Origin of the sequence: Rhodococcus sp. NPDC127593 (assembly GCF_042671975.1) — a bacterium.
In the GTDB taxonomy this organism is placed as follows: Bacteria; Actinomycetota; Actinomycetes; order Mycobacteriales; family Mycobacteriaceae; genus Rhodococcus_F.
The window spans coordinates 1-25,033 of record NZ_JBHXWI010000022.1; the positions used below are offsets into that span (position 1 = coordinate 1).

Below are 25,033 nucleotides of genomic sequence, written 5' to 3' on the forward strand. Positions count from 1 at the left end.
CCGAACTCGCCACCCCGACAACCACTCCCGGCCCCCTACGATCGGCAACGACCGCGTACCGCACCGCCGTCGATACCCTCACCGCCACAGCGCAATTCGCAGCATGAAACATCAAGCAGTCGAACGTGACCCATACACCACAAACTTGACCCCAAAAACCGGCTACGCCGCTTCTAGGCTTCTAGGCTTCTAGGCTTCTAGGTGGGCAGGGCACTGTCGCGGCAACCGCAGGCGGGTGGGTGAACTTCGCCGTCGGGGGGTGGTGACCGGCCCCGGTCTGGCGGGCGACCGGCATCGCGTCCGTCGCGTCGCGACGACCGAGCCACCCTGGTGATCGACAAGCGGGACAGGGTGGTCGACGACCTGGGCCGCCGATCTGCGCGGCGCATTGGGCGACGGAGTCCTCGATTTCCTGAACATCATTGTCCAGGATTGGGTCGTGCCTGCAGCGTGATGTGTGGTTTGACGCAGGGTCCGGCGGATCTGAGAAAGTGCGGCTTGCGGCCGCTCTGCGGACACTTGCATGGCGTTGTGGTGCGCGATCGCGGTGCGTCGGCCTTCCTGTTCGCGGCGTCGTGCTGCGTCCGCCGGGGCGCGAAGTCCGCTGGGGGAGGCCCTGTCCAGTCGGTGTGGATGAGTTGCCAGCGGAGGAGACCGACTGGTGAGCTGATCCGGTCTGCTGTGGGCGAGGTCCAGCCGCGTTTGCGGTGTCGCAGACGTTGCGGATGTGCCGGTGTGGGGTGAGTCCGAGTGAGCGGGCGGTGAGTGTGCACACGACGAAAGACCAACTAGGGCGTTGCGTGGACTCTAGAGCGTCGGGGCGTTGCTGATTTCGTCGATGAGACCCCATGCCAGCGCGGTGTCGGTGTCGAGGGCGGCGCCGGTGGCGCACAGCCAGAATGCCCGCCATCGGGCGATTCGTCGCGGCACGCTCACCGTTCCGCCGGCTCCGGGGATGAGCCCCATGGACACCTCCGGCAGGCGGAACACGGTGCCCGGCGCGGCCACGATTCGGCCCGCGAATGCGGGTACCTCGATACCGGCGCCGACGCAGCTACCGTGCACTCGGACCTCGATACGGTCGGCCAGCTGCGCTACCAGCCGGCCGGCGCCGGCGCGGGTGCGAATGAGGTGCGCGGTGGCGAGGTCGGGGGTGGTGCCGAACTCGTCGAGGTCGCCGCCCGCGGAGAACGACGGACCCGCCCCGTCGAGCACGATCGCGGTGACCGTGTCGTCCGCGATGGCCAACCGGAGCGCTTCGACGAGCCCGTCGCGGACCTCGGCGCCGTAGGCGTTGCGGCGCTCGGGCCGGTTGAGGGTAATGCGCAGCCGCTCGGCATCGCGCCGCAGCAGCACCGGTTCCTGCGGCGACGGCGGCGGCAGGGGGCGCGGACCGCGCTGCTCGAGCCACCGCCGGAACCCCGGCGTCCCGAGGAGCGTGGAGTAGGCCAGCGATTCGACGTCGATCGCCTGTGGCACCGGGAGATCTTCCGACAGGCGCAGGACCTGGCCGAGCACGATCGCGGAGTGCACGTTGCCGGCCACGACGCCGTGCAGTTCGGCGAGCGCGGTGTCCAAGTCGTCCACACCGACGATCCACCGGTCGGCCGGGTCGGCGTCGGTGGCGAGGGTGGTGTCGAGGTCGGCGGCGAGGTCGGCGATTGGTTCGGGCAAGGGGCCCGGGGTGCGGCGCACCCCGACCAGCAGCCGGTCGGTGCGCCGCGCCCGCTCGGCCGCGCGGGCCGCGGTGTCCTCGTCGACCGCGACATCGAGATCCACCACGAGCAGCGGAGTGTCCACGAGGGCACCTGCGGCGAGCAGCGGAGTGCCGGCGACTCCGTCCACGAGGTCCTGTGGGGTGATCACGGTCTGCGAGGTATCCACAGATGACAGCTTGCAGCATAGGATCGAGCGGTGTTCACCCCGCCCCCGCTCGCACATCCGGCGCCGGATCCGGTGCGGGACTGGGCCGAAAGCGGTGTAGTCGCCCTCACTGGCCGTGCGGACGGGCCACCGCTCGTCCCTCCCGGTCGGGCGGCGACGGTCGCGCGGGCGATGGCCTCGTGGATCTCCGATGTCAGCGCCCTCGGTGGTCGGCGAATCGACGTCGACGGTGCCGGGTTGCTGTCGGAGCGGGCAGCGTTCACCGGATTCCGGCGCCGGGGCGACGTGTCGCTGGGCGGCAGTTGCCGGTTGCTCCCGTCGGCAGAGGGGTGGGCCGCCGTCTCCTGCGCCCGGCCCGACGATCCCGCGCTGCTCGGGGCCTTGGTGAGCGACCTTGTGGACGAGGACGATCCCTGGCCTGTCGTCGCCGACTGGGTGCGCCGACACAGCGGCTCGGAGTTGGCCGAACGGGCGGCTCTGGTGAGCATTGCGGCGGGCCCGGTGTTGCGGGCGAGCACACCCCCACTCCCGCCGATGCCGCTGCACCCTCGGCCCGTCGACGGGTTGCTGGTCGTGGACTTCAGTGCCCTGTGGGCGGGCCCGCTGTGCGCCCATCTGCTCGGACTCGCGGGAGCGCGTGTGGTGAAGGTCGAGACGCCGGACCGCCCGGACGGCGCGCGACGCGGGAACGGAGCGTTCTACCGACTCCTCCACGCGGGCCACGAATCGGTGGTGCTCGACCCCGCCACGACCGAGGGGCGCCGCGCCCTGACCGCACTCGTCGCCGCCGCCGACATCGTGATCGAGGCGTCCCGTCCGCGCGCTCTGTCGGGTTTCGGGCTCGACGCCGCTGCGGTTGTCGACCGCGGGGCGACGTGGGTGTCGATCACCGCCGCCGGACGCTCCGCCGACCGTATCGGCTTCGGCGACGACCTGTCCGCGACCGCAGGACTGATCGCTCGTGATGTGCGCGGCCCGGTCTTCGTCGGAGACGCGCTCGCCGATCCACTGACCGGGGTCACCGCGGCGGCGCTCGCGATGTCGGCGCCCGCCGACGGGTCGGGGCAACTCTGGGATCTGTCGATGTCGGATCTGGTCGCGTCGACGCTGACGGACGACCCGGTGCCGAAGCCCAGCCTGTCTGCCGACCGATGGGTGGTCCAGACGGCATCGGGGGTCGTTCCCATCGCCGAGCCGCGAGCACGGGAACCAGCCGGGTGTGCCCCCGAATCCGGCGTGGACACCGCGGCGGTGCTGCGGTCGTTGGGGATCGCGGCGCCGTGACCGACCTCGTGATCCGCAATGCGGAGGTCGACGGCGTCGCCGGGATCGATGTGTCGATCTCCGACGGCCGGATCGTTGCGGTGGGGCCGAAGCTGCCCGTGACGTCGGCGGACCTGATCGACGCCGAGGGCGGCGCACTGATTCCCGGCCTGCACGACCACCACCTGCACCTGCATGCGATGGCCGCTGACGCAGCGTCCGTGCCTTGCGGGCCGCCGGGTGTCCGCGACGGCGCCGCCCTGGCGGACGCGCTCGGGCGGGCGCCGGGCGACGACAACGGCTGGGTACGCGGCGTCGGCTACATCGAGACGGTCGCGGGCGACCTCGATGCCGACGCCCTCGACCGACTCCACGCCGCCCGGCCGGTGCGCGTCCAACACCGCAGCGGTGCGATGTGGATGCTCAACGGTGCCGCCAGTGCTGCCGTGCGTTTGGCCGAGGCGGCGCATCCAGGAATCGAGCGCGCCCCGGACGGCCGTCCCACCGGCAGGGTGTGGCGCGCCGACGACTGGTTGCGTGACCGGCTCCCGCCGTCCGGTCCGCCGCGCCTCGATGCGGTCGGCGCCGCCCTCGCTCGGTGGGGGATCACGGGTGTCACCGACGCCAGCCCGAACCTCGACCCGCGTTCACGCGCAGCGATCGAGACGTCGGTCTCGGACGGCCGCCTGCCGCAGCGGGTGCACCTGCTCGGCGCAGCGCCCGACAGCGATATCGCCTCACCGCAGGGCCGGGTCACCGTGGGCCCCTACAAGATTGTGCTGGCCGACTCCGGGCTTCCCGACCTCGACGACCTTGCCGACCGGATCCGCGACGTCCACGACCGGGGCCGGGCGGTGGCCGTGCATTGCGTCACCCGGGAGTCGTTGCTGCTTCTGCTCGCGGTTCTCGACGACGTCGGAACAAGGGCCGGTGACCGCATCGAGCATGGCGCGCTCATCCCCAGGGAGACGATCGACGGCCTCCGCCGACGTGGACTCATCGTCGTCACCCAGCCCGGTTTTCTCGCGCACCGCGGTGACGATTACCTGCGCGACATCGACGAGATCGATTACCCCGACCTGTATCGCTGCCGGTCACTGATCGAGGCGGGCGTCCCGGTCGCTCTCTCGAGCGACGCCCCGTACGGACCACCGGACCCGTGGGCGGTGATCACCGCCGCGGTGAACCGGCGGGCGCCGACCGGTGAGGTCGTCGGCGTCTCCGAACGCATCACTGCTGCAAATGCATTGACGCGGTATCTCACACCCGCGGACGATCCCGGCGGCAGCCCCAGCACCGTCCGTCCGGGCGCACCCGCGGATCTGGTGCTTCTGCACGCTCCGCTCACCGACGTCCTCACCGCACCATCCGCCGACGCCGTCCGAGTCACCCTCTTCGGTGGAACACCGCACCGAATCTGAGAGGCACGACGAGCTCGAGACCGCCGCGCGGGTCATCGAGCCGCAGGCCGTGGCCTACCGAAACCGCAGGGGCGGAAACGTCCGCAAGGGGTCCTGATCCTGATCCTGATCCTGCTCAGCGCAATTCGCGGACGAGGGTCGGAACCTCGGCCAGTGCCCGCATGGCGTCGTTGAGGTGCGTGCACCCCTCGGTTCCGGCGAACTTCTCGAGCACGACGGAGCGCAAGTCGGGGAGGGGAGTGCCGAGGATCTTCCCCACATTGCGTGACGCGAGCGGGCACTCGTCGTAGGGCAGCACCCGGGGGTCGGCATCGATGGACAGCAGTTCTCCGGTCGCCGGGTCCGCGGTCGCGGTCAGCCGATACTCGTGCACGGCGACGCGACACACGCATCTGTGCCAGAAATCGCCGGCGGGAGCCATCCGCTGCCGGGGAAGAGGGTGCAGAGCTTCACGAGGACGGTCCAGAAATCACCGCGAGTGTCAGATCATGACCGAGAGATCAGTGCTGTTGTTGTGGCAATCCGGGCGTGAAGCGACAAAGTCATTGCAGAGTTGAACAATGACTCGGTATCTTGCTCGTGCGAGTATTCCTCAAAGGAGACGTAATGTCAGAAATGTTGCAGGGCAGGCGCATCATCATCACTGGAGGCGCCAGTGGGATGGGTGAAGGCTTGGTACGTGCATATCCCGCTCTCGGAGCCGAAGTGGTATCGCTCGACCTTAACGAGCGCGAGGGACGTGAGATCGCAGAGGCGAGCAAGGCTCGATTCGTCCAATGTGATGTTTCGGACCAGGACTCGGTCGATGCGGCGTTCGCGCAGGCCGTCGATTCACTGGGCGGCCTCGACGTCCTCATCCACGCAGCGGGCATCGCTCCGGGGGGAGCGGCCGAGGAGATTCCGCTCGACACCTGGAATCGGGTCATGGGCATCAACGCGACGGGCACGTTTCTCACGAATCAAGCGGCGTTCCGCCATCTGAAGGACGACGGCGGACAGGTGATCAACTTCGCGTCCGCCGCCGGTGTCCAGGGCTTGACCAACAAGGCTGCGTATTCGGCCAGCAAGGGCGCTGTGGTCGCCTGGACCCGCACCGCGGCTCAGGAATGGGGAAAATACGGCGTCACCGTCAACGCCATCGCTCCGGCAATCTGGACTCCCATGTACGACAAGACCCGCGCATCGATGACGACGGAACAACTGGCCGCGCACGACGCGTACATGGCGAAAGCCGTCCCGCTCGGGGGCAAGCTCGGTGACGTCGAGAAGGATTTCGTTCCGGTACTGGCCTTCCTCTCCGGTGAGGGCGCCCGGTTCATGACGGGGCAGATCTTCCCGGTCGACGGCGGAACCCTGATGATGCGGTGACCGAAACGCGACACACCCTCGACGTGACGCCGATAACCATCTAACGTTTGTGTCATGTTTGATTCGTGCCACGGACCGACAGCGTTCCCCGGCGACGAGTCAGGTTCGAGGAGGATGTTTTGAGTGAACTGAAGCGGGCGACGGCGAACCGGATGGTGGTGTGTGCGAGCCACAGCCCAGGAATGGAGCGAGACGTCGACCGAGTATTCGGCACGACGTTCCGGACCGGGATGGCGCGCGCGAATTCGATCGTCCGCGAATTCGATCCCGATTACATCGTCCTGTTCGGCGGGGACCACAGACGGGCATTCCGGCACGTCGTCCCCACTTTCGGGGTGGCACTGTCTGCCGGGATCATGGCCGAGGCCGCGCACTGTGCAGCCGCATTGAACGTCCCCCGGGACACTGCGCGCGGCCTCGCCGAGCACCTGCTCGACTCCGGGATCGACATCTCGGTCTGCCGGGATGTGCAGCTCGACCACGCGTTCGCACAGCCTTTGCGTGATCTGACCGGGAGCGTCGACGCGTATCCCGTCATCCCGCTGCCCATCAACTGCGCAACGGCGCCGTTGCCCAAGGCCGAGCGGGTGCTCGCGTTCGGGGACGCAGTGGGCCGGTATCTGTCCGGCACGAGCGATCGGGTGCTGGTAATCGGTACCGGCGGTCTTTCGCATTCGCCACCCAGTCTCGAAGTGGACACATACGACATCAGTGACGAGGAACGCGCCAGGATCATCGCGGAGGGTTCTGCCGCCGCGCGGAAGAAGATCAAACCCGCGTGGGACAAGGCGTTTCTGAACGCGTTGGCGACCTGGGATCGGGAGGCTCTCGCGCGTCTTACCGACAGCGCGCACGCGGATGCCGGTGCGGGGGCGAACGAGGTGCGGACCTGGTTGGCTGCGGGTGCGGCCGGTGGCGGCGTTCCTCTCGAGCCGCTGATCTACGAGCCGGTGGAGGAGTGGATCACGGGCATGGCCGTCGCGGTGTCGGCATGATCTGACAGTTTTAGATAGAACTCTGCGGTCCTTTCCCTGCACGGAGGTGTGTTCGTGGGCTCGTCGTTCGATGTGGTGATTCTGGGTTCGGGTGCTGCGGGTTTGACGGCGGCCTTCACGGCGGCGGTGAGCGGTGCCCGGGTTGGGGTATTCGAGAAGGCCGACAAGGTCGGCGGTACGGCCGCGTGGTCGGGCGGGAACGTATGGATTCCGAACAATCCGTTGATGGGCGCTGCCGACGTCGCGGACTCCGAGCAGGAGTCGGTGGAATACATCATGTCGCTGTCTCGGGGGTTGCTCGACGAGGACCTGGTGCGGGCGTTCGTGGTGGGGGGGCGCGAGATGGTGACCTTCCTCGATGCGCAGGCGGGAACCGAATTCTATGTTGCCGAAGGGTTTCCGGACTATCACGCTGAGCATCCGGGTGGTAAGCCCGGTGGCGGCCGGACATTGGAGACCCCGTTGTTCGCATTCGACGAGTTGGGAGAGTGGGCGTCGCGGGTGACGCCGGGTCCCTATTTCGCGAATCTGCATCTCGTGCAATGTGAGACACCGATCGGCGCCGCAGTGCCGCGACCGCCGTCGGAAGCGGAGATCGCTCGCCGCCGGCTACGCGACGAGCGGGGACGAGGACAGTCTTTGGTGGGCAGGCTACTCGCTGCCTGCCTCGAGGCCGGGGTGGAGGTGTTCCCGGGCATGCGAGCCCGGAGATTGGTGACCGCGTCGACGCCGGACGGTCGTGTGGCCGTGACGGGAGTGCAGTTCGAGTCGGCCGGCGGTGAGCACGTCGAGGTGAGTGCCGAGTCTGGTGTGGTGCTGGCGACCGGGGGATTCGAGTGGAACGAAGAATTCAAAAGGGCGTTCCTGCGGGGTCCGCTGACGCATCCTGTCTCGATGCCCACATGTGAGGGCGACGGCTTGTCGATGGCGATGCGAGTCGGGGCGATGCTCGGGAACATGAGAGAGGCGTGGTGGAGTCCGGTGGCCGAATTGCCGGACGGTGTGAACGAGATGAACCGGGTGATGGTCAACGCGGACCGCACACGGCCACGGTCGATTATAGTGAACCGCTCGGGACAACGTTTCACGAACGAGGCGGCGAACTACAACGCGTTCGGCGGGGCATTCCACCAGGAGGATGTGGCCGCCTTCCGATACGCGAACCTTCCGTGCTGGTTGATCTTCGATCAAGAGTATCTGCGGCGGTACGGGACGGTCGGACCGTGGCCGCCGGGAGAGGTCGCGCCGGAGTGGATGACCCGGGCCGGCAGCGTTGCGGAGTTGGCGGTGGCCCTGGGGATTCCGGTCGATGCGCTGGAACGGACGGTCGAGCGGTGGAACGGACAGGTGGCGGAGGGATGCGATCCGGACTTCCACCGCGGTGAGAGTGCGCACGACCGATGGTGGGGCGACCCGCACCTGAAGGGTGCCGTCGAGGGCACCCTCGGTCCGCTGACCGAGGCGCCGTTCTATGCGGTGCGGCTCGAAAGCGGGGCGTTGGGGACGAAGGGCGGTCCGAAGGTCGACAAGTACGGCAGAGTGGTGGACCTCGACGGCGGGGTGATCGGTGGGTTGTATGCGGCGGGCAACGTGATGGCGTCGCCGTTCGGGATGACGTACGGAGGCGCGGGAGGGACGCTCGCGCCGGCAATGGTGTTCGGTTACCTCGCCGGTCGCCACGCCGCATCGACAACGGTGCACGCATGACCTCGGGTCGGAACTCGGAACTGCCCGGACATCTGCGCGCGGACACCATCTTCGACCTCGTGACCGCTCGGGCGGAAGCAACGCCCGAAGACACCCTCGTGATCGACGAACGTCGGCGCACCATGAGCTTTCGGGAGTTCCGCGAATCCGTCGAGCGGGTTGCCGCGGGCCTGGCCGAACGTGGCGTCACCGCGGGCACGGTGGTCTCCTGGCAGTTGCCGAGTTGGACCGAGACCATGGTGCTGACCATGGCACTCTCCCGGATGGGCGCCGTGCAAAATCCTCTGATCATGATGCTGCGCGAACCCGAGGTGGAGTTCATCTGTCGTCAGGTCGGCAGCCGGCTTCTGATCGTCCCGGAGGAATTCCGCGGTTACGCCCACGGCGAGATGGCACGTTCGGTGGCCGCTCGGCTGCCCGGAATCGACGTCCTCGTCGCCGACCGCACCCTTCCTCGGGCCGAACCTCGCGCCGAGCAACCGTCGCCGACGCCGACCGATGTCCGCTGGGTGTTCTACACCTCCGGCACCACCTCGCAACCCAAGGGCGCCCGACACGTGGACACGGGACTACTCGCCGCTGCCGAAACATTCTGCGAAGCCATCGCTCCTGGACCGGACGACAGGATCGCTGCGCTCGCACCGATCGCCCATGTGGGCGGAGTCCTGCACCTGCTCGTCGCGCTGATGTCCGGTGCGGCGTTGATCACCACCGACGTCTTCGAACCAGAGGCGACCGCGCGACTCCTCGCCGACACCGGTGTCACCCTGGGAGGCAACGGAACCCCCTTCGCGCAAGCCTTTCTCCGGCAACAGCGTGCGCGTGACGGTCGGCTGTTCCCGGACCTGAGGGCCTTTCTCATCGGTGGCGCTCCGCGTCCGGTCGCCCTGCACCGCGAGGTCTCGAGCGAACTCGGCGGAACGGGGCTGGTGTCCGGATACGGGCTCACGGAATGCCCGTTCATCGCGTGGGGGAGTCCCTCGGGCAGCCCGAACGAGATCGCGGTGACCGAAGGCCGTCCGGGACCCGGCACGTTCATACGTATCGTCGGCGCGGACGGCACCGAAGTGGCTGCCGGCGAGCGCGGTGAACTGAGAGTGAAGGCCCGGCAACTCACCGTCGGGTACGTGGACACCGCACTGGACGTCGAGGCGTTCGACGACGACGGTTACTTTCGCACGGGTGACCTCGCCTTCCTCGACGACGAGGGATGCCTCAACATCGTCGGCCGTCTCAAGGACGTGATCATCAGGAACATGGAGAACATTTCCGCCCGGGAAGTCGAGGATCACCTCGTCACCGTTCCCGGTCTGGTCGATTCGACGATCATCGGACTCCCCGACCCGGAGACGGGTGAACGTGTCTGTGCGGTGGTGGTACCCGAGGGTTCGGCGGTGGCTCCGAGCCTGGCCGACGTCTGCGATCACCTCGTGGTCCGAGGGCTGAACAAGCGCAAGCTGCCCGTGCAGCTCGAGATACTCGACCAATTGCCCCGAAATGCCATGGGCAAGGTCGTGAAAATGGATCTGGCCCGGTTGTTCGGGAAGGACGCCCAGTGAACTGCTGCGTGAAACTGATGATCGATCCACCACAGCAATTCGAATCCAACGCGAACAACACTCGTGCGAGGAGGCACTTCTGATGGAAATCGATGTCGAGGTCGCGGTGGTGGGGGCCGGTCCATGCGGTGCCACACTGGCCAATCTGCTGGGCACGCAGGGCGTGACGACGGTCGTGCTCGACAAGGAGCCGGCGATCATCGACCATCCGCGAGCAGTGGCGGTTGACGACGAATCGTTGCGCTCGTTCCAGACTGCGGGGATCGTCGACGACATCGTGCGGGACACCATCCAGAATGCGCCGATCCGGTACTACAACTCGCGCGGCAAGCAGTTGGCCCACGTGCGTCCCAGCGGGCAACCGTACGGCTGGCCTCGACGCAACCTGTTCTTTCAGCCGCTGATGGAAGCCGGGCTCCGGAAAGGCCTCGACCGTTTCGCCAACGTGGAACTCCTTGCTGCCACCGAGGTCACGGAGTTGCAGCAGACCTCGAACGCGGTGCACCTGGTGGCGAAGTCCGCGGCAGGTGAGGTGCGGGTGCGGGCGCAGTACGTGGTCGGTGCGGACGGTGGTCGCAGCTTCGTCCGAGACGCAGCGGGTCTGCTACTCACCGGGGAGACGGCGCCGTCGAAATGGCTCGTCGTCGACGTCAGCGAAGATTCCCTCGATGCGCCCTATTCCGCGGTCTACTGCGATCCGAATCGGCCGGCGATGACGATCCCGCTGCCGTACGGGTACCGGCGATTCGAATTCAAGCTCCTGCCAGACGAGACCGAGGAAGAGGTCGTCACCGATCGATCCGTGGATCGGCTGCTGCGAAAGTTCTACCGCGGGATACCGATGCCCACCGTCTTACGGCGCCGCGTGTATTGGCATCATTCGCGGACAGCGGACCGGTTCGGGTCGGGCCGCGTCTTCGTTGCCGGCGACGCCGCGCACCTGCAACCGCCGTTCTTCGGGCAGGGCATGAACTCCGGGATCCGTGACGCGACGAACCTGGCATGGAAGTTGGCGGCAGTCGTCCAGGGAAGGGCCGGCGACCGATTGCTCGACACCTACGACGCCGAGCGCAGGAAGAATGCCGAGGCGATGGTGTCGTTTGCCACCCGGATCGGGAGCTACTATCAGCCGCGCAATCGCGCCACCGAGGTGGTGCGCGACGCCGTGTTCCGCGGGGTTCAATTGATTCCCGGCGCGCGCGAATACATTCTGCAGATGAAGTACAAGCCGGCTCCGCGTTACACCGAGGGGGTGGTGGTGGCCGAACCGGGACAGGACTCCGGCTCTCCGGTAGGCCGGCTCTTCGGCCAGCCGTGGGTGCAACTCGGCGACGGCAGACGAGTGAAGCTGGACGACGCGGTAGGAAGTGGATTCGCTCTTCTCGGGCTGACGAGTGATCCAGCAGAATCGCTCTGTCCGGCCACTCGAGCACGCGTGAATGCGCTGGGGGCGAAGCTGTTCCGAGTGACGGCTCCGCCGTCCGCACGCCGCCACGGGTTCAGGGTGTCGAGCAGCGGAAGCAGTTCGAGCACCGAACTGTTCGACGTCGACGGTGCGTTCCGCGACCTGAAACTCGAACGTCGGCAGGACGAGGTGATCGTCCTGCGGCCGGATCGGTACGTGGCAGCGGTGTGCCGGGCCGACGAACTCGACCGGGTCATGTCTCGCCTGTGCGACGGGATGGCCATTCCCGGCTGAACTGCGTTGCGGCCCCGGCCTCCCCGAGAGAGGGGGCCGGGGCCGAGGTGGTGCAATCGTCGCAGATCGCCTAGTCGACGCTGGTGACCGGTATCGATCCGCCGGTGATCACGGAACCGTTGTCCGACAACAGGAAATCGACGACCTTCGCAATCTCCGTCGGCTTCGACCACCCCTTACGATTCGAGTCGGGCATGGCGGAACGGTTGCCGGGAGTGTCTATGACGAACGGCAGCAGCGCGTTGACCCGGATGTGGTCGTCGATGTACTCGAGAGCAAGAGTCTCGACGAGTGCCACCACGGCAGCCTTCGACGCGATGTACGACGCCGCACCGGAAAACGGTCGACGTGTCGCAGCGGCGGACATGCAGATTACCGAACCTCCACCACCCCGAATCAAGTGCGGGAGCGCGGACTGGGTCACCGTGTACGCGGTCCGGACATTGAGGTTCAGCTGTGCGTCGAGTGTCGCCACCGGCGTTTCGTGCACCCGCGTCCCCGAAGTGAAACCCCCGACGAGGTTGACGACGCCGAAAAGGGGCCGATCCGCGTCGTCACCGGCGATGGCGACGACGTTCTCGAGGTCGTCCTCGTCGGCGAGATCGGTGCGCACCAACTGCAGATTGGGATGCTCGGGAAGGCGGCCGAGTTCGTCACGGTTGATCCACGGGACCACCACCCGCCATCCGGTCATCAGGAGGTGGGTGGTGACCGACGACCCGAGGCCACCGGTTCCCCCGGTCACTAGAGCTGTGCGTGCCATGTCCTTCACTGCCCTTTCCACACCGGCGCACGCTTCTCGGCGAATGCGCGGGGTCCTTCCTTGGCATCCTCCGACGTGGCGATCCGCGGCAGTTCGTCGGACGTCATCGACCAGCCGGCCTGCTCGTCGGGCCGGTCACCGTTCGCTTGCTGTGCGAGGGCGATCCGCTTGTGTGCCTGCACGGCCAACGGGGCGTTCGACCCGATCTGTTCGGCGAGTGCGAGCGCCGTGTCCAGCACACGCTCGGCAGGTACGACCCGATTGACCAGATGAAATTCGAGTGCCTGCCGGGCCGTCACCGGTTCACCGGTAAGGAGAAGTTCCATTGCGACCGTGGCGGGCAGCTTGGCGGGGAGACGGAAGGCGCCGCCGGCACCTGCGATCAGCCCCCGCTTGACTTCGGGCAGTCCGAACGTCGCCGTGTCGGCTGCGACGGCGAGATCACTCGCGAGGACCAATTCGGTTCCACCACCGAGCGCGGGCCCGTTGACCGCGGCGATGGTCGGCTTGCTGATGGCGTGGCCGACGTAGCCCGCGAGCCCCCAGGCTTCGCGGCCCGCTGGAATGACGCTTTCACCGCGAGCGAGCGCCTTGAGGTCGGCCCCCGCGCAGAACGCCTTGTCGCCCGAGCCGGTGAGCACCACGACGCGGACGTTCGGGTCTGCTTCCGCTTCGTCGAGGGCGTCGCCCACCCGGATACACATGTCGGCGTTGACCGCGTTGCGCGCCTCCGGACGGTTCAATGTGATCAACATCGTGTGGCCACGCACTTCGACGAGCGCCGGGGGCGTGGTGGAGGTGGTGGATTCTGTGACGGTCATACTCTGTCCTTCGCAGTGGGGAGATGTGTTCGGTGGGCGCAGGTCATACCCACACCCGATCGAGGTCCGCGGCCTCCCGTGGCGGGGAGGTCGGTGTAGAGGGTGGTGTCCTCGAGAAGCGGGGCGCCGGCATGGGTTGCACGACGCCGTCGATCTCCACGAAGGACCCGCGGGTGGAGAAATGAGGATCAGCGGGGGCCTCGGCGAAGCTCGACACGGGGGTGACGCACGCGTCCACGTCCGCGAAGGCGGCGGCCCACTCCGCCCTGTTGCGGGTGGTGAACCTTGCTGCCAACAGGACGCGGAGCTCGGGCCAAACACTGCGGTCGTCACGGTCCGGAAGGGCGTTCGGGTCGAGTCCCAGTACCGCGATCAGCCTGTCGTAGAACTGCGGTTCGAACGCACCGACCGCCATGTAGTGGCCGTCCGAGCACACGTAGGTGTCCCAGAAGGGGCAGCTACCGTCGACCAGGTTCGCGCCGCGTTCGTCCGACCAGCTTCCCTGCCCCCGCATCGACCACGCGTGCTGGGTCAGGACCGCCGCCCCCTCGGCAGCGGAGACGTCGACCACCTGACCGAGTCCGGATCGCTGTCGCTCCCAGAGGGCCGAGAGGATTCCCGTGACCATGAACATGGACCCGCCAGCGAACCCGGCCACCACGTTGAGAGGTGGCACGGGGCGCTCGTGGCCCCTGCCGATCGAGTGGAGGATTCCCGTCGGTGCGATGAAGTTGATGTCGTGTCCGGCCTTGTCAGCTCGGGGGCCGTCCTGACCCCATCCGGTGACGCGGGCGTACACCAGAGAGGGCACGTGTTCGAGCACGACCGCCGGTCCCAGTCCGAGGCGTTCGACGACGCCGGGCCGGAAGCCCTCGACGAGGACGTCTGCACCGGATGCGAGGGCGAGGACGTCGGCGACTCCTCGAGAATCTTTGAGATCGACCTCCACGACCCGCTTTCCGCGGTGCAGGTGATCGGCGCTGGATTGGTCCCCAGGGAGAAGTCCGGGGCGCTGGACTCGGACGACGTCGGCACCGAGATCGGCGAGAACCATCGCGGCATGCGCGCTCGGCCCGATGTTCGCCAGCTCGACCACCCGCAGTCCGATCAGGGGCCCACTCCTGCTCACCCTCGATCAGCTCCACACAGTGTTCGCCGGAACCGCCACCCGCGAGGGGGCCATCGGTGTGGCCGTCGGGGTACGCGAGAACGCCGGTGCCGGTGCGGGCTGCAGGACACCGTCGAGGTCGGTGAAGACGTTCCGGTCGATCATCTGCGGGTCCCGTGCGGCCTCGTCGAAGTCCAATACCGGTGTGACGCAAGCGTCCACGTCGGCGAACAGCGCTGCCCACTCGTCGCGGGTGCGCGACGCGAATTTTTCGGTGAACAGCTTTCGAACGAGGGGCCAGCCCTCGATATCACGCTGATGGCCGAGGGTCGCCGGGTCGATGTCGAGAACGCGCACCAGTTCCGCGTAGAACTGGGGCTCGAGCGCACCGACGGCGACGTACTTGCCGTCGGAACACTCGTAGGTGTCGTAGAAGGGCGCGGATCCGTCGAAGACGTTGGTGCCCCGGTCGTCCGACCACTGGCCGGTGCCGCGCATCGACCACAGCAGATGGGCGAGCGCGGGGGCGCCGTTGACCATCGCCGCGTCGACCACCTGTCCCCGGCCCGACAGTTGACGTTCGACGAGCGCGGCGAGTATCCCGACGACGAGGAACATCGACCCACCGCCGAAGTCGCCGAACAGATTCAGCGGTGGAACCGGGCGCTCGTTCTTCCGGCCGACGGCGTGGAGCAAACCGGTCACCGAGATGTAGTTGAGATCGTGGCCGGCCTGCAACGCGCGTGGTCCGCTCTGCCCCCACCCGGTGACCCGGCCGTAGATCAGGCGTGGATTTCGGGTGAGGGCCTCGTCCGGTCCGAGCCCCAGACGTTCGGTCACACCGGGTCGGAATCCTTCGATCAGGACATCGGCGCGTTCCAACAGGCCCAGGACCACTTCGATGTCCTCGGGGTGCTTGAGGTCCGCTTCGACGATCGTGCGGCCGCGCAGCTGCTGGCTCGCCGTGCGATCGGGAGCCGGCAGGCCACCGGCGCGCTGCACTCGAACCACGTCGGCTCCGAGGTCCGCGAGAAGCATTGCAGCATGCGGTCCGGGTCCCATTCCGGCGAGTTCCAGTACGCGGATACCCGTCAGTGGACCGCTGCCGACGTCTTCGGTTGGCACGGCTGCTCCTGGATCGAGGTGGTGTGAAGTGTGGTCGGTGTCCCGGTCAGTCACTCGACGGAAGGGGCTTCGCGCTCTTGAGTGCGAGCACCTCGTCACCCAGCGCCAGGCTGCCCTCGCCGCTCTTGGTGGCGAGAACCTCGACGGAACCGGCGGTGTCCGTGTAACGCTTGCCGATCATGGTGCCCCCGGCGAGATCCCCGGCCGGTGTGAGTCCTTCCGCAGGCGATCCGGCAGGATCGATCATCGGCTGCCCGCCGCACGTCAGGGTGACGTCGCCGCTCCCGGCCCGGACGACGATGACCTCGGTGGTACACACCTGGCTGCGCAGTCGTGCTCCGGTCTTCAACATGGGAATCCCTCTCTTGCTGTGGTATTCGGCCCGTGTGTGCTCGGGCGAGGTGGACGACTAGACGGCGGACGTCTGAGGTTCGCAGTCCATGACGCCCGCGACGATCTCCGCGACGATGTCTTTGCGCAGGATCTTTCCGGTCAGGGTCGTGGGCAGTTCGCTACGGTAGACGATCCGATCAGGAGTTCGGGAACCGCGCAGACGGGCGCGCACGAACTGTCGAAGCTCTTCGGCTTCGGGGACCTCTCCGGGCTCGGGAACCACCGTCGCGACGATGGCTTGACCCCAATGGTCGTCCGGGATGCCGACGACCACCACCGAGCGCACCCGTGGGTGTTCCACCAGCACGTCCTCGATCTCCGCAGGCGCGATGTTCTCGCCGCCGCGGATGATGGTGTCGTCGTTGCGGCCCACCACGAAGAGGAAACCCTCGACGTCCTCGAACGCCAGATCACGGGTGGGGAACCACCCGTCGGCGTCGAGAACCGAACCACTACCCATGTATTCGCCGGACACCTGAGGTCCGCGGACCCACAGTTCGCCTTCTTCACCCGGTGCGACCGGCTTGTCGTAGGCATCTCTGATCTCGACCTCGATGCCGGGCACCGGCCGGCCGATCGAACCCAGCCGGGCGCGGACCGCAGGGTCTTCGGATTCCAGTGCGGCGCGGTGATCCTCCGGGCCGAGCAGGGCGATCGTGGAGCTGGTCTCGGTGAGGCCGTAGGCGTTGACGAAACCGACGTTCGGAAACGCGCGGAGGGCGGCTTCCAATGTCGGCCGCGGCATGCGCGCACCTCCGTAGGACAGCGACCGCAGCGTGGGGACGTCGGCATCACTGCCACCGAGGTGATCCACGATGCGGTCGAGCATCGTCGGGACGACCATCGCCGATGTAGCCTTCGCGGTGCGTGCGAGTTCGACCCAGTCCGCGGCGTCGAACTGCGGGAGGTAGATCATTTTCCGGCCCGCGTAGAAGTTGGTCAGAATCGTGCCCATACCTGCGACGTGGTAGGGCGGAACGCTGATGAGCGCGCCGTCCGTCTCCTCGGCGGAGGCGAACTCGACGGTCCCCATCACGTAGCTCAACAGATGGCTGTGCCGGAGCACGACGCCCTTCGGGGCGGAGGTGGTACCGCTCGTGAACAACACGATCGCTGGTGCGTCCGGTTCGATGTCGGCGGCCGCTACCGGATCCGATGCCAGCTCCTCGGCGCGGGCGAAGAAGTCGTCGGTGCTGACGACGAGGGTGGCGTCGGTGTTCGCGACCGGTGCGAGATAAACCGGGTCGACGACGACGAGTGCGTCGTCGACTCTCGCGATCAACTGCTGCAGCTGTGCTGCACCGAGTCGGTAGTTGACGGGTGTGAACGGGACACCGGCGTAGGCGGAGGCGAAGAGAAGGGCGGGAAGTTCGAGTCCGGAGCCCCCGAGGAACACGACGTTGCGCGCTCCCGACTCGATCACGGCGCTTCCCGCGCCCGCGACGAGCCGGCCGAACTCCTGGTAGGTGAGCGAACTGTCACCGACGGTGATCGCGGTGCGGTCCGGGTTACCGGAGATCGCCATCTCCAGGATCAGCGAAATGCTCATGGTTGTCTTCCGATCAGGTGAGTGTCGAGGGAGCCGTCAGTGGGGGTCCTTGGCCGGCAGGGCCGCGATCGAAGGGGGATCGTGCTCGGTTCGCCCGGTCTTCGCGGCACTGCCGGGAGAGCCGAGTTCGTCGAAGAAGTCCGCGTTGGAACTGACGTATCCGGACCATTGATCAGGCAGGTCGTCGTCGAAGAAGATGGCCTCGACGGGGCAAACGGGTTCACAGGCTCCGCAGTCGACGCACTCGTCGGGATGGATGTACATCATCCGTCCGCCCTCGTAGATGCAGTCGACGGGGCATTCTTCGATGCAGGCTTTGTCCAGTACATCGACGCAGGGTTCGGCAATTACGTACGGCACGGCGGGTCGGACTCCTAGCTCTGACGATGACCTAACTCAACTTGTCCAGAACCATATGCCATCTTCTGACATCTTGTCTATGAAATATTGAAGTCGGTCCCGAGTCGGCTCGATGCACGGCTCGACGTGGCGATAATGTGCGCTATCCGCACAATGTCGACGGGAAGAATCGGCTATTCGCGATCGGCTCTGTTGCGCGGCGGCATCATTGGATACTCTAATATCTGACAGCTCAGGTCATATTGAGATCCTGCAGCTCCGACGCGGCTGTGATGCCGTTCCGCTCAATCGAAAGGTACTCCGCCATGGCCTTGGCGATCTCGGAAGAACACAAGGAACTGGCCGACGTGGCCGCGTCCCATCTCGCGCGGGGGAACGTGCGGGAGGCCACACGTCAGACTCTCGACGGCACCGGTGCGGAACTTCCCGCGTTCTGGTCCGCGACCGCAGGGCTCGGCTGGTTCGGACTGCACCTGCCCGAAGAACACGGGGGGTCGGGCTTCGGTCTCCCCGAACTGACGGTGGTACTGGAGGCCCTCGGACACGAACTGGCCCCGGCGCCGTTCCTTCCGACGGTGACGGCCTCGGCGATCCTGGCACACAGCGCACCCGAATCGGTTCAGGCTCGGTGGCTTCCGGGACTGGCCGACGGTTCGGTGATCGGCGCCGTCGGCCTGTCGCCGGGGTTGACCCTCGATTCGGACGGTGGCCTCACCGGCGAGAGTCGCGCGGTAATCGGCGCGCCCCAGGCCGCTGTGCTCGTGCTGGTCGCGGGAGACGACCTCGTGGTGGTCGAACCCGGCGAGGCCGGTGTGTCGGTGTCGACGCGAGCGGGATTGGACACGACCCGGACGATCGGCAACGTCACGGTCGACGGCGCTGCGATTCGCGCCGAGCGCATCCTGAAGGGCGCAGCGCGCGCCGCCGTCACGTACTTCCGCATCCTCGCCGCCGCCGAGGCCGTGGGAAGCGCGATGGCCTGCCTCGAGACCGCCACCGATTACGTGAAGACCCGCGAGCAGTTCGGGCGACCAGTCGGCACCTTTCAGGCAGTGAAGCATCATTGCGCGAACATGCTGATCGACATCGAGATGACCGTGGCCGCCACCTGGGACGCGGCACGGGCCGGAGACGTCGAGAGCGCCTGGTTCGCCGCCGCGGTCGCGGCCTCACACGCCGCCCGGGCGCAGGTGAAAGCGGCCCGGCTCAACATCCAGCTGCACGGTGGTATCGGCTTCACCTGGGAGCACGACGCGCACCTGTACCTGCGTCGAGCGGACACTGTGGCGGCTGTATTGGCGGACGGGCGAGACCCGCTGGTCGACGTCGTCGAGGCCTTCCGCGCCGGGGAAGCGCACGGTGCGTCGTTCGGACTGCCGGAGGAAGCGCAGGCGTTCCGTGAGCAGGCCGGTGCTGCGGTGCGGCACTACAAGGTGCTGCCCGAGTCGGAGCAGCGTGACTATCTGGTGGACAGCGGCTACCTCGTTCCGCACTGGCGGAAGCCCTGGGGCCGGGAAGCCGGAGTCGTGGAGCAGCTGGTGATCGAGGAGGAGTTCGCGGGGATCGATCTGCCCGATCTCGGAATCACCGGCTGGGTCAACCTCACGATCTCTCAGGTCGGGACGGACGAGCAGAAGAGCCGGTGGATCGATCCCGTCCTCCGTGGGCAGACCAACTGGTGCCAGTTGTTCAGCGAGCCGGGTGCGGGGTCCGACGCGGCTGCGGTTCGCACGGCGGGCAAACGCATCGACGGGGGGTGGCGTGTCACGGGACAGAAGGTGTGGACGAGTGCCGCGCTCGGTTGCGAGTGGGGTCTGGCCACGGTCCGGACGGATCCGCAGGCCTCGAAGCACGCCGGCGTGACGATGATGGCGATCCGGCTGGACTCACCAGGAGTCGAGATCCGTCCGCTGCGGGAGATCACCGGGGACGCGCTGTTCAACGAGGTGTTCTTCGACGACGTCTTCGTGCCGGACACGGACGTGGTCGGTGGCGAGGGAGAGGGCTGGAAGGTGGCCCGGGCGACGCTCGGCAACGAACGCGTCTCCATCGGTGGCGGTAGTGGTTCCATCGCGTTCACCGGGAAGGAATTGGTGAAGCTGCTCGACGGCTCTCCGGGTGCCAGGGAAGGCGCGGAGCACGAGGTGGGGGAGATCCTCGCGGAGGAGCACACCTTGCGTCTGCTCAACCTCCGCCAGGCCGCACGGGCGATCGTCGGGGCCGGTCCCGGTCCCGAGGCCAACGTCACCAAACTCGTGAAAGCCGAACACTCCCAGCGCATCACCAACCTCGGCATCACTCTGGCCGGTCCAGCGGCGGTGATGGGTGAGGTTCCGGACGTCTCCTACCCCTACCTCTTCACCCGTTGCCTGACGATCGCGGGTGGAACGTCGGAAATCATGCGCAACACCATCGCCGAACGGATCCTGGGGCTACCGCGCGATCCGCTGGTCCGCTGAGTGATGACAGACGAAAGGAATTGCACGTGAATGACCTTCCCCTCGCGGGTGTCACCGTGGTCAGTCTGGAACAGGCTGTCGCGGCACCGTTCGCGACGCGTCAACTGGCAGATTTGGGAGCCCGCGTCATCAAGGTCGAGCGACCTGGCGACGGGGATTTCGCCCGCGGCTACGACGTTTCGGTTCACGGGCAGTCGAGTTACTTCGTCTGGCTCAACCGGTCCAAGGAATCTCTGTCACTCGATCTCAAGGCCGACGAAGGCAGGGAAATCCTGTTCGAGCTTCTCACGACGGCAGATGTCTTCGTGCAGAACCTGGGACCGGGAGCCACTGACCGCATGGGCCTGGGCGCGGAGGATCTCGCCGCCCGCTTCCCGACGCTGATCGTCTGCGACATCTCCGGTTACGGTGCCGACGGACCGTGGGGTACGCGCAAGGCCTACGACCTCCTGGTCCAGGCGGAGGCAGGGCTGCTGTCCATCACCGGGTCGCCGGACGAGGTCGCGAAGGCCGGAATCTCGGTCGCCGACATCGCAGCCGGAAGTTTCGCCTACTCGGGAATCCTTGCCTCCCTGTACACCCGGGCGGTGTCGGGCCGAGTGCGTTCGGTCAGTGTGTCTCTGTTCGACGCGCTGGCCGAGTGGATGGGTTCACCGGCGTACTACGCGCAGTACGGCGGCGAGAGTCCCCTGCGCACCGGTGCTCGGCACGCGACGATCGCACCGTACGGGCCGTTCACCGCAGGTGACGGAGAGCGGGTGCTCCTCGCGATCCAGAATCAACGTGAATGGGAGCGGCTGTGCATCGAGATACTCGCACAGCCCGACCTCGTCACGGACTCTCGGTTCGCCACCAATCCCGACCGAGTGGCCAACCGAGAGGTATTGGAGCAGATCATCACCGAGGCCATCGAGGGTTTCACCGCAGACCAACTCGCCGGGCAACTGGAGAAAGCGTCGATCGCGAACGCGCGGATGAACACGGTCAGCGAACTGTGGGCCCACCCGGTACTCTCCGAGCGCAAGCGATGGCGAGATGTCGCGACGCCGCACGGGACTATCCAGGCACTCGTGCCGCCGGCGTCCTTCACGGGCGTCGAACCACGGATGGATCCCGTCCCCGCGGTCGGAGAGCACTCGGCCGCGATCCTCACTGGTCTCGGACGTTCCGGCACCGACATCGCACAGCTGAGGTCGAAGGCGATCATCTGACGGAAGAGGGAGTTGTCACGTGGAAGATCTGGCGTTGGTGTTGGCGGGCGGAGGAGTCGCAGGTATCGCGTGGGAACTGGGCTTCCTCCTCGGAGTGCAGGACGAGTCGGAGCACGTGGCTCGGGCGCTTCTCGATTCCACACATCTCGTCGGCACCTCGGCCGGTGCCACCGTCGCGGCTCAGATCTCGAGTGGTGTCGGTCTGAGCGACCTGTTCCACACGCAACTCGTGGCGGAGACCACCGAGATCGATCCCGGTGTCGACCTCGAGCAGCTGATGGCGGTCTTTGCGGAGGGACTCGGCGACGAGAACGCCTCGCCGCGAGAACGGTTACGCCGCATCGGCGCGTCGGCGCTCCGGGCCCCCACAGTAAGTGAGGAAACGCGCAGGGCGGTCATCGAGTCTCGGCTCCCATCGGACGAATGGCCGGAGCGGGCGCTGAGTATCACCGCAATCGACGCGTCGACCGGTGAGCTCGTCGTCTTCCAGCATGGTCACGGTGTCTCGCTCGTCGACGCCGTGGCCGCGAGCTGTGCGGTTCCGGGAATCTGGCCGACGGTGACGATCGGCGGACGCAAGTTCATGGACGGTGGTGTGGAAAGTACCGCCAATGCGTTCTTGGCGGGGGAGTACGGGCGTGTCGTAATCCTTGCTCCGGCACCCGAGCCCGGTCCGTATCTGCTCGGAGGGAGTCTGCTCACCGAGATCACGTCGATGTCCGGTTCCGACGTGCTGCCCGTCTTTGCCGACGCTGCCGCGGTCAGGGCTTTCGGGACGAACCCGTTGGCACCCTCGACACGAGCTCCGGCTGCACTCGCGGGGCGCGATCAGGGCCGGCGAGCAGCTGCGCAGCTTGGCGAGTTCCTCGGCGTCGTTCCCTGACGGGGACGCCCCTGAAGCGCAGACGACCACAAAGAAACCCGCCATGGGCACGACACTCGTTACGGTGTCGAGCCCATGGCGGGTCGCGGCGTTCGACGGGTCCGGCTGAGTGGCCTTGCGTCGTCGCCGGTGTCTACTTCGGCTGGAAACGCAGTGCACCGTCGATCCGGATGACCTCGCCGTTGAGGTAGTCGTTCTCGGCGATGTGCTGCACGAGGCCGGCGTACTCGGATGGGCTGCCCATGCGGTTCGGGAACGGAACATTCGAACCCCAGAACTTCTCGGCCTCTTCGCGCTCCATCTTGAACGCGGGTGTGAAGAAGGTGCCAGGCGCGATGGCCATCACTCGGATGCCGAACTTGGTGAGGTCGCGAGCGGCAGGAAGGGTCAGGCCCACTACGCCGCCCTTGGCGGCGGAGTAGGCGGTCTGTCCGATCTGGCCCTCGAATGCCGCAATGCTCGCGGTGTTGACGATGACCCCACGGCTGCCGTTCTCGTCGGCCTCGTTCTTGGCCATGGCTGCCGCGCCCAGGCGAAGCACGTTGAACGTGCCGTTGAGGAAAAGGTTGACGTACCACTGGAACTGCTCGAACGAGGCGGGCTCGCCGTCCCGTCCGACCACGCGTGAGGCCCCGGCGCCGCCCCCGTGAGCGTTGACGACGATGCGGAGCGGAGCGAGCTCGTTTGCCGCCGCGAGGGCTGCGACGACGCTGGCTTCATCGAGTACGTCGGTGCTGACGTAGCGGACCTTCTCGCCGAGTTCGGCTTCCAGTGCCTTACCGCGCTCGTCGTTGAGGTCGGCGACGATCACCGAGGTTCCGGCAGCGGCGAGCTGACGTACGGTGGCCTCTCCGAGGCCTCCCGCTCCGCCCGTGACGAGCGCGGACGCGTTGCTGATGTCCATCTTCGTTGTTCCTCTCCTGGCCACGAAACGAGCCGCGAGCCGTTGACTGGTGCACTCAATCAAAAATGACACAATTGTCAGAAAAGTTCAATAGCGTGGAGGGAGTAGATGTCCGATCCCACTTGCGAGTGCGAAAGTGGATGGTGCATAGACAGTTCGAGCCCTGCCGCGCCATGCGGTAGGGCTCGAACTGTCGATCGACGGTCAGATGATTGTCAGGTGGCGTGACTGAAGAATCCGCGCTTGATGCACGCCACGAGCAGCGACACGAAGTCGTCCTGCGGCAGCGGCTCGGGAAGCTCCTGCGACGCCTGCGGCACCCGGCCGACGAGGGCACGGAAGATCAAGGCCGCCATGACCGGGTCGAACGGGTAGTCGCGCTTGCGGCTCGTCACCACCGCCAGGAGGGCGTCGTCCATGCGTGCCTGCCCGTAGGTGCCCAGGTCCACTACCATGTCGTTCCCACTGTTCCGCTCGGACCAGACGTCGATCGATCCTGCGTAACGAGTGACGTACTGCGAAAACCCCACCAGCCATTCTCGCAACTCGGTTTCATCCTCTGCCATCGGATCGATCTTCCGGACCCGCTCGGCCTGTTCGATCGCGCACGCCGTGGCCTCCACACTCAGTGCCACGAGCAGATCCTGCTTCTCGCTGAAGTACTTGTAGAACGTTCCGCGCGCGAATCCGGCCTGCTCGACGATGTCGTCGACGCTCGTGCGGTGGTACCCCTTTTCGCGGAACTGGATTGCACCTGCTTCGACCAGAGTCTCGACGGTCTTCACCGCTCGCTTGCTGAGACCCGCCACGCGGTCCTGGGTGGACAGACCCTGGGTGTTCGGGGGCTCGGGCATGTCGATGGAGCCGGTGCCCGACGCGCGCAACGAGAGGCTGTTCAGGACCTCGGGTGGGGTTTCGGGGAAGAGCACCAACTGAATGAAGACGGACACGGCGTCGACGACGGACTGGGTGTCGCGACCGTAGGCCCGTCCGGTGTGGATGAAGAGGTTCATCCGGTGGACGATTGCGGTCATCATCACGGCACCCGCGTCAGGATCGATGCCCTCGATTCCCGATGTGGCCAGGCGTTCGGAGATCCGCTTGTTGTAGCCCTCGATGAACCGTGTGATCTCCGGCCGCACGGCGGTATCGGACGCGGCGACCTGCGTCCACTGCACGAACATCGTCGAATACTTGTCGAAGACCCAGCTCCACTCGCCCAGCCACCAGTTGAGGTTGTCGAACCCCACCTCGGTGGGGCCCAGGGGCCCGATGCGGCGCGCGACGCGGAACAGCGCACGGCCGCACTCTTCGAGGAGTTCGAGGAAGATCTCGTCCTTGCCGGGGAAGTACTGGTAGAGCGTGGCCCGGGAAATGTCCGCGGCTTTCGCGATCGCCTCCACCGAGGTGTTGAAGAAGCCGACCTCGGCGAAGAGATCCAGTGACACTTCCACGATCTTGTTGCGCGTGCTTGCGCCCCGACTGCCCACTTCGGGGCTCGACGGGCCGTAACTTGCTCGGCGGGTGATCGAATTTTCTGACATCAGTGGACAGTCTATGG

21 protein-coding genes are annotated in these 25,033 nt (G+C 66.7%); 10 read left to right on the plus strand and 11 right to left on the minus strand.

Annotated features, from left to right (window positions below; all coding sequences use genetic code 11):
- Window positions 1-807: 807 nt before the first annotated feature.
- Window positions 808-1,884 carry an enoyl-CoA hydratase/isomerase family protein gene (locus ACFVJ3_RS21120; protein ID WP_378453878.1) on the minus strand — a complete coding sequence of 359 codons (1,077 nt, stop codon included), beginning with the start codon at window positions 1,882-1,884 and terminating at the stop codon, window positions 808-810.
- A gap of 30 nt (window positions 1,885-1,914) precedes the next feature.
- Between ACFVJ3_RS21120 and ACFVJ3_RS21125 the strand changes: the two genes are divergently transcribed.
- Together ACFVJ3_RS21125 and ACFVJ3_RS21130 are read left to right on the plus strand one after the other, a co-directional pair.
- The gene (locus tag ACFVJ3_RS21125; protein ID WP_378453879.1) at window positions 1,915-3,168 is read left to right on the plus strand and encodes a CoA transferase; all 1,254 of its coding nucleotides are present in this window, start codon (window positions 1,915-1,917) and stop codon (window positions 3,166-3,168) included.
- Window positions 3,165-4,568, plus strand: coding sequence for an amidohydrolase family protein (locus ACFVJ3_RS21130; RefSeq protein WP_378453880.1), 1,404 nt, complete (start codon window positions 3,165-3,167; stop codon window positions 4,566-4,568). Before ACFVJ3_RS21125 ends, ACFVJ3_RS21130 begins: the two co-directional genes overlap by 4 nt.
- Before the next feature lie 115 nt (window positions 4,569-4,683).
- On the opposite strand, the gene ACFVJ3_RS21135 is transcribed toward ACFVJ3_RS21130, so the two are convergent.
- Window positions 4,684-4,941: a DUF2889 domain-containing protein gene (locus ACFVJ3_RS21135; RefSeq protein WP_378453881.1), complete on the minus strand. Its 258-nt coding sequence runs from the start codon at window positions 4,939-4,941 to the stop codon at window positions 4,684-4,686.
- A 233-nt stretch (window positions 4,942-5,174) separates the two neighbouring features.
- Between ACFVJ3_RS21135 and ACFVJ3_RS21140 the strand changes: the two genes are divergently transcribed.
- From ACFVJ3_RS21140 to ACFVJ3_RS21160, 5 genes are all read left to right on the plus strand, one after another.
- The gene (locus ACFVJ3_RS21140) at window positions 5,175-5,936 is read left to right on the plus strand and encodes an SDR family NAD(P)-dependent oxidoreductase (RefSeq protein WP_378453882.1); all 762 of its coding nucleotides are present in this window, start codon (window positions 5,175-5,177) and stop codon (window positions 5,934-5,936) included.
- Between the two features lie 152 nt (window positions 5,937-6,088).
- A complete protein-coding gene (locus ACFVJ3_RS21145; RefSeq protein WP_378453999.1) occupies window positions 6,089-6,931 on the plus strand; it encodes a 3-carboxyethylcatechol 2,3-dioxygenase in 843 nt (280 codons plus the stop codon).
- A gap of 48 nt (window positions 6,932-6,979) precedes the next feature.
- Window positions 6,980-8,638, plus strand: coding sequence for an FAD-dependent oxidoreductase (locus ACFVJ3_RS21150; protein WP_378453883.1), 1,659 nt, complete (start codon window positions 6,980-6,982; stop codon window positions 8,636-8,638).
- Window positions 8,635-10,197: an AMP-binding protein gene (locus ACFVJ3_RS21155; RefSeq protein WP_378453884.1), complete on the plus strand. Its 1,563-nt coding sequence runs from the start codon at window positions 8,635-8,637 to the stop codon at window positions 10,195-10,197. Before ACFVJ3_RS21150 ends, ACFVJ3_RS21155 begins: the two co-directional genes overlap by 4 nt.
- An 82-nt stretch (window positions 10,198-10,279) precedes the next feature.
- Window positions 10,280-11,896 carry a bifunctional 3-(3-hydroxy-phenyl)propionate/3-hydroxycinnamic acid hydroxylase gene (locus ACFVJ3_RS21160; protein WP_378453885.1) on the plus strand — a complete coding sequence of 539 codons (1,617 nt, stop codon included), beginning with the start codon at window positions 10,280-10,282 and terminating at the stop codon, window positions 11,894-11,896.
- Between the two features lie 70 nt (window positions 11,897-11,966).
- On the opposite strand, the gene ACFVJ3_RS21165 is transcribed toward ACFVJ3_RS21160, so the two are convergent.
- Genes ACFVJ3_RS21165 through fdxA form a run of 7 tightly spaced genes read right to left on the minus strand, consistent with a single transcriptional unit; the run spans window position 11,967 to window position 18,015 of the window.
- Window positions 11,967-12,659 (minus strand): SDR family NAD(P)-dependent oxidoreductase, encoded by a 693-nt coding sequence (locus ACFVJ3_RS21165; RefSeq protein WP_378453886.1) that lies wholly within the window; start codon window positions 12,657-12,659, stop codon window positions 11,967-11,969.
- 5 nt (window positions 12,660-12,664) lie between these two features.
- Window positions 12,665-13,480, minus strand: coding sequence for a crotonase/enoyl-CoA hydratase family protein (locus ACFVJ3_RS21170; protein ID WP_378453887.1), 816 nt, complete (start codon window positions 13,478-13,480; stop codon window positions 12,665-12,667).
- 43 nt (window positions 13,481-13,523) lie between these two features.
- On the minus strand, window positions 13,524-14,591 hold the full coding sequence (locus ACFVJ3_RS21175) for a CaiB/BaiF CoA transferase family protein (RefSeq protein WP_378454000.1): 1,068 nt from the start codon (window positions 14,589-14,591) through the stop codon (window positions 13,524-13,526).
- A gap of 24 nt (window positions 14,592-14,615) precedes the next feature.
- Window positions 14,616-15,713, minus strand: coding sequence for a CaiB/BaiF CoA transferase family protein (locus tag ACFVJ3_RS21180; protein WP_378453888.1), 1,098 nt, complete (start codon window positions 15,711-15,713; stop codon window positions 14,616-14,618).
- A 46-nt stretch (window positions 15,714-15,759) separates the two neighbouring features.
- Complete coding sequence (locus ACFVJ3_RS21185; RefSeq protein ID WP_378453889.1) at window positions 15,760-16,065, minus strand: hypothetical protein; 306 nt, start codon at window positions 16,063-16,065, stop codon at window positions 15,760-15,762.
- Window positions 16,066-16,122: 57 nt separating this feature from the next.
- On the minus strand, window positions 16,123-17,655 hold the full coding sequence (locus tag ACFVJ3_RS21190) for a class I adenylate-forming enzyme family protein (protein ID WP_378453890.1): 1,533 nt from the start codon (window positions 17,653-17,655) through the stop codon (window positions 16,123-16,125).
- Between the two features lie 36 nt (window positions 17,656-17,691).
- A complete protein-coding gene (gene fdxA / locus ACFVJ3_RS21195) occupies window positions 17,692-18,015 on the minus strand; it encodes a ferredoxin (protein WP_378453891.1) in 324 nt (107 codons plus the stop codon).
- 305 nt (window positions 18,016-18,320) lie between these two features.
- Here fdxA and ACFVJ3_RS21200 point away from each other — a divergent pair, with 305 nt between their 5' ends.
- From ACFVJ3_RS21200 to ACFVJ3_RS21210, 3 genes are read left to right on the plus strand one after another with little or no spacing between them, the layout of a single operon-like run.
- Window positions 18,321-20,474, plus strand: a complete 2,154-nt coding sequence (locus tag ACFVJ3_RS21200) for an acyl-CoA dehydrogenase (protein WP_378453892.1) — start codon at window positions 18,321-18,323, stop codon at window positions 20,472-20,474.
- Window positions 20,475-20,500: 26 nt separating this feature from the next.
- The gene (locus ACFVJ3_RS21205; protein ID WP_378453893.1) at window positions 20,501-21,685 is read left to right on the plus strand and encodes a CaiB/BaiF CoA transferase family protein; all 1,185 of its coding nucleotides are present in this window, start codon (window positions 20,501-20,503) and stop codon (window positions 21,683-21,685) included.
- A gap of 19 nt (window positions 21,686-21,704) precedes the next feature.
- A complete protein-coding gene (locus ACFVJ3_RS21210) occupies window positions 21,705-22,568 on the plus strand; it encodes a patatin-like phospholipase family protein (RefSeq protein ID WP_378453894.1) in 864 nt (287 codons plus the stop codon).
- A 133-nt stretch (window positions 22,569-22,701) separates the two neighbouring features.
- Here ACFVJ3_RS21210 and ACFVJ3_RS21215 read toward each other — a convergent pair whose 3' ends face one another.
- Complete coding sequence (locus ACFVJ3_RS21215; protein WP_378453895.1) at window positions 22,702-23,472, minus strand: SDR family NAD(P)-dependent oxidoreductase; 771 nt, start codon at window positions 23,470-23,472, stop codon at window positions 22,702-22,704.
- Between the two features lie 215 nt (window positions 23,473-23,687).
- Window positions 23,688-25,016 (minus strand): TetR/AcrR family transcriptional regulator, encoded by a 1,329-nt coding sequence (locus tag ACFVJ3_RS21220; protein ID WP_378453896.1) that lies wholly within the window; start codon window positions 25,014-25,016, stop codon window positions 23,688-23,690.
- Window positions 25,017-25,033 lie beyond the last annotated feature (17 nt).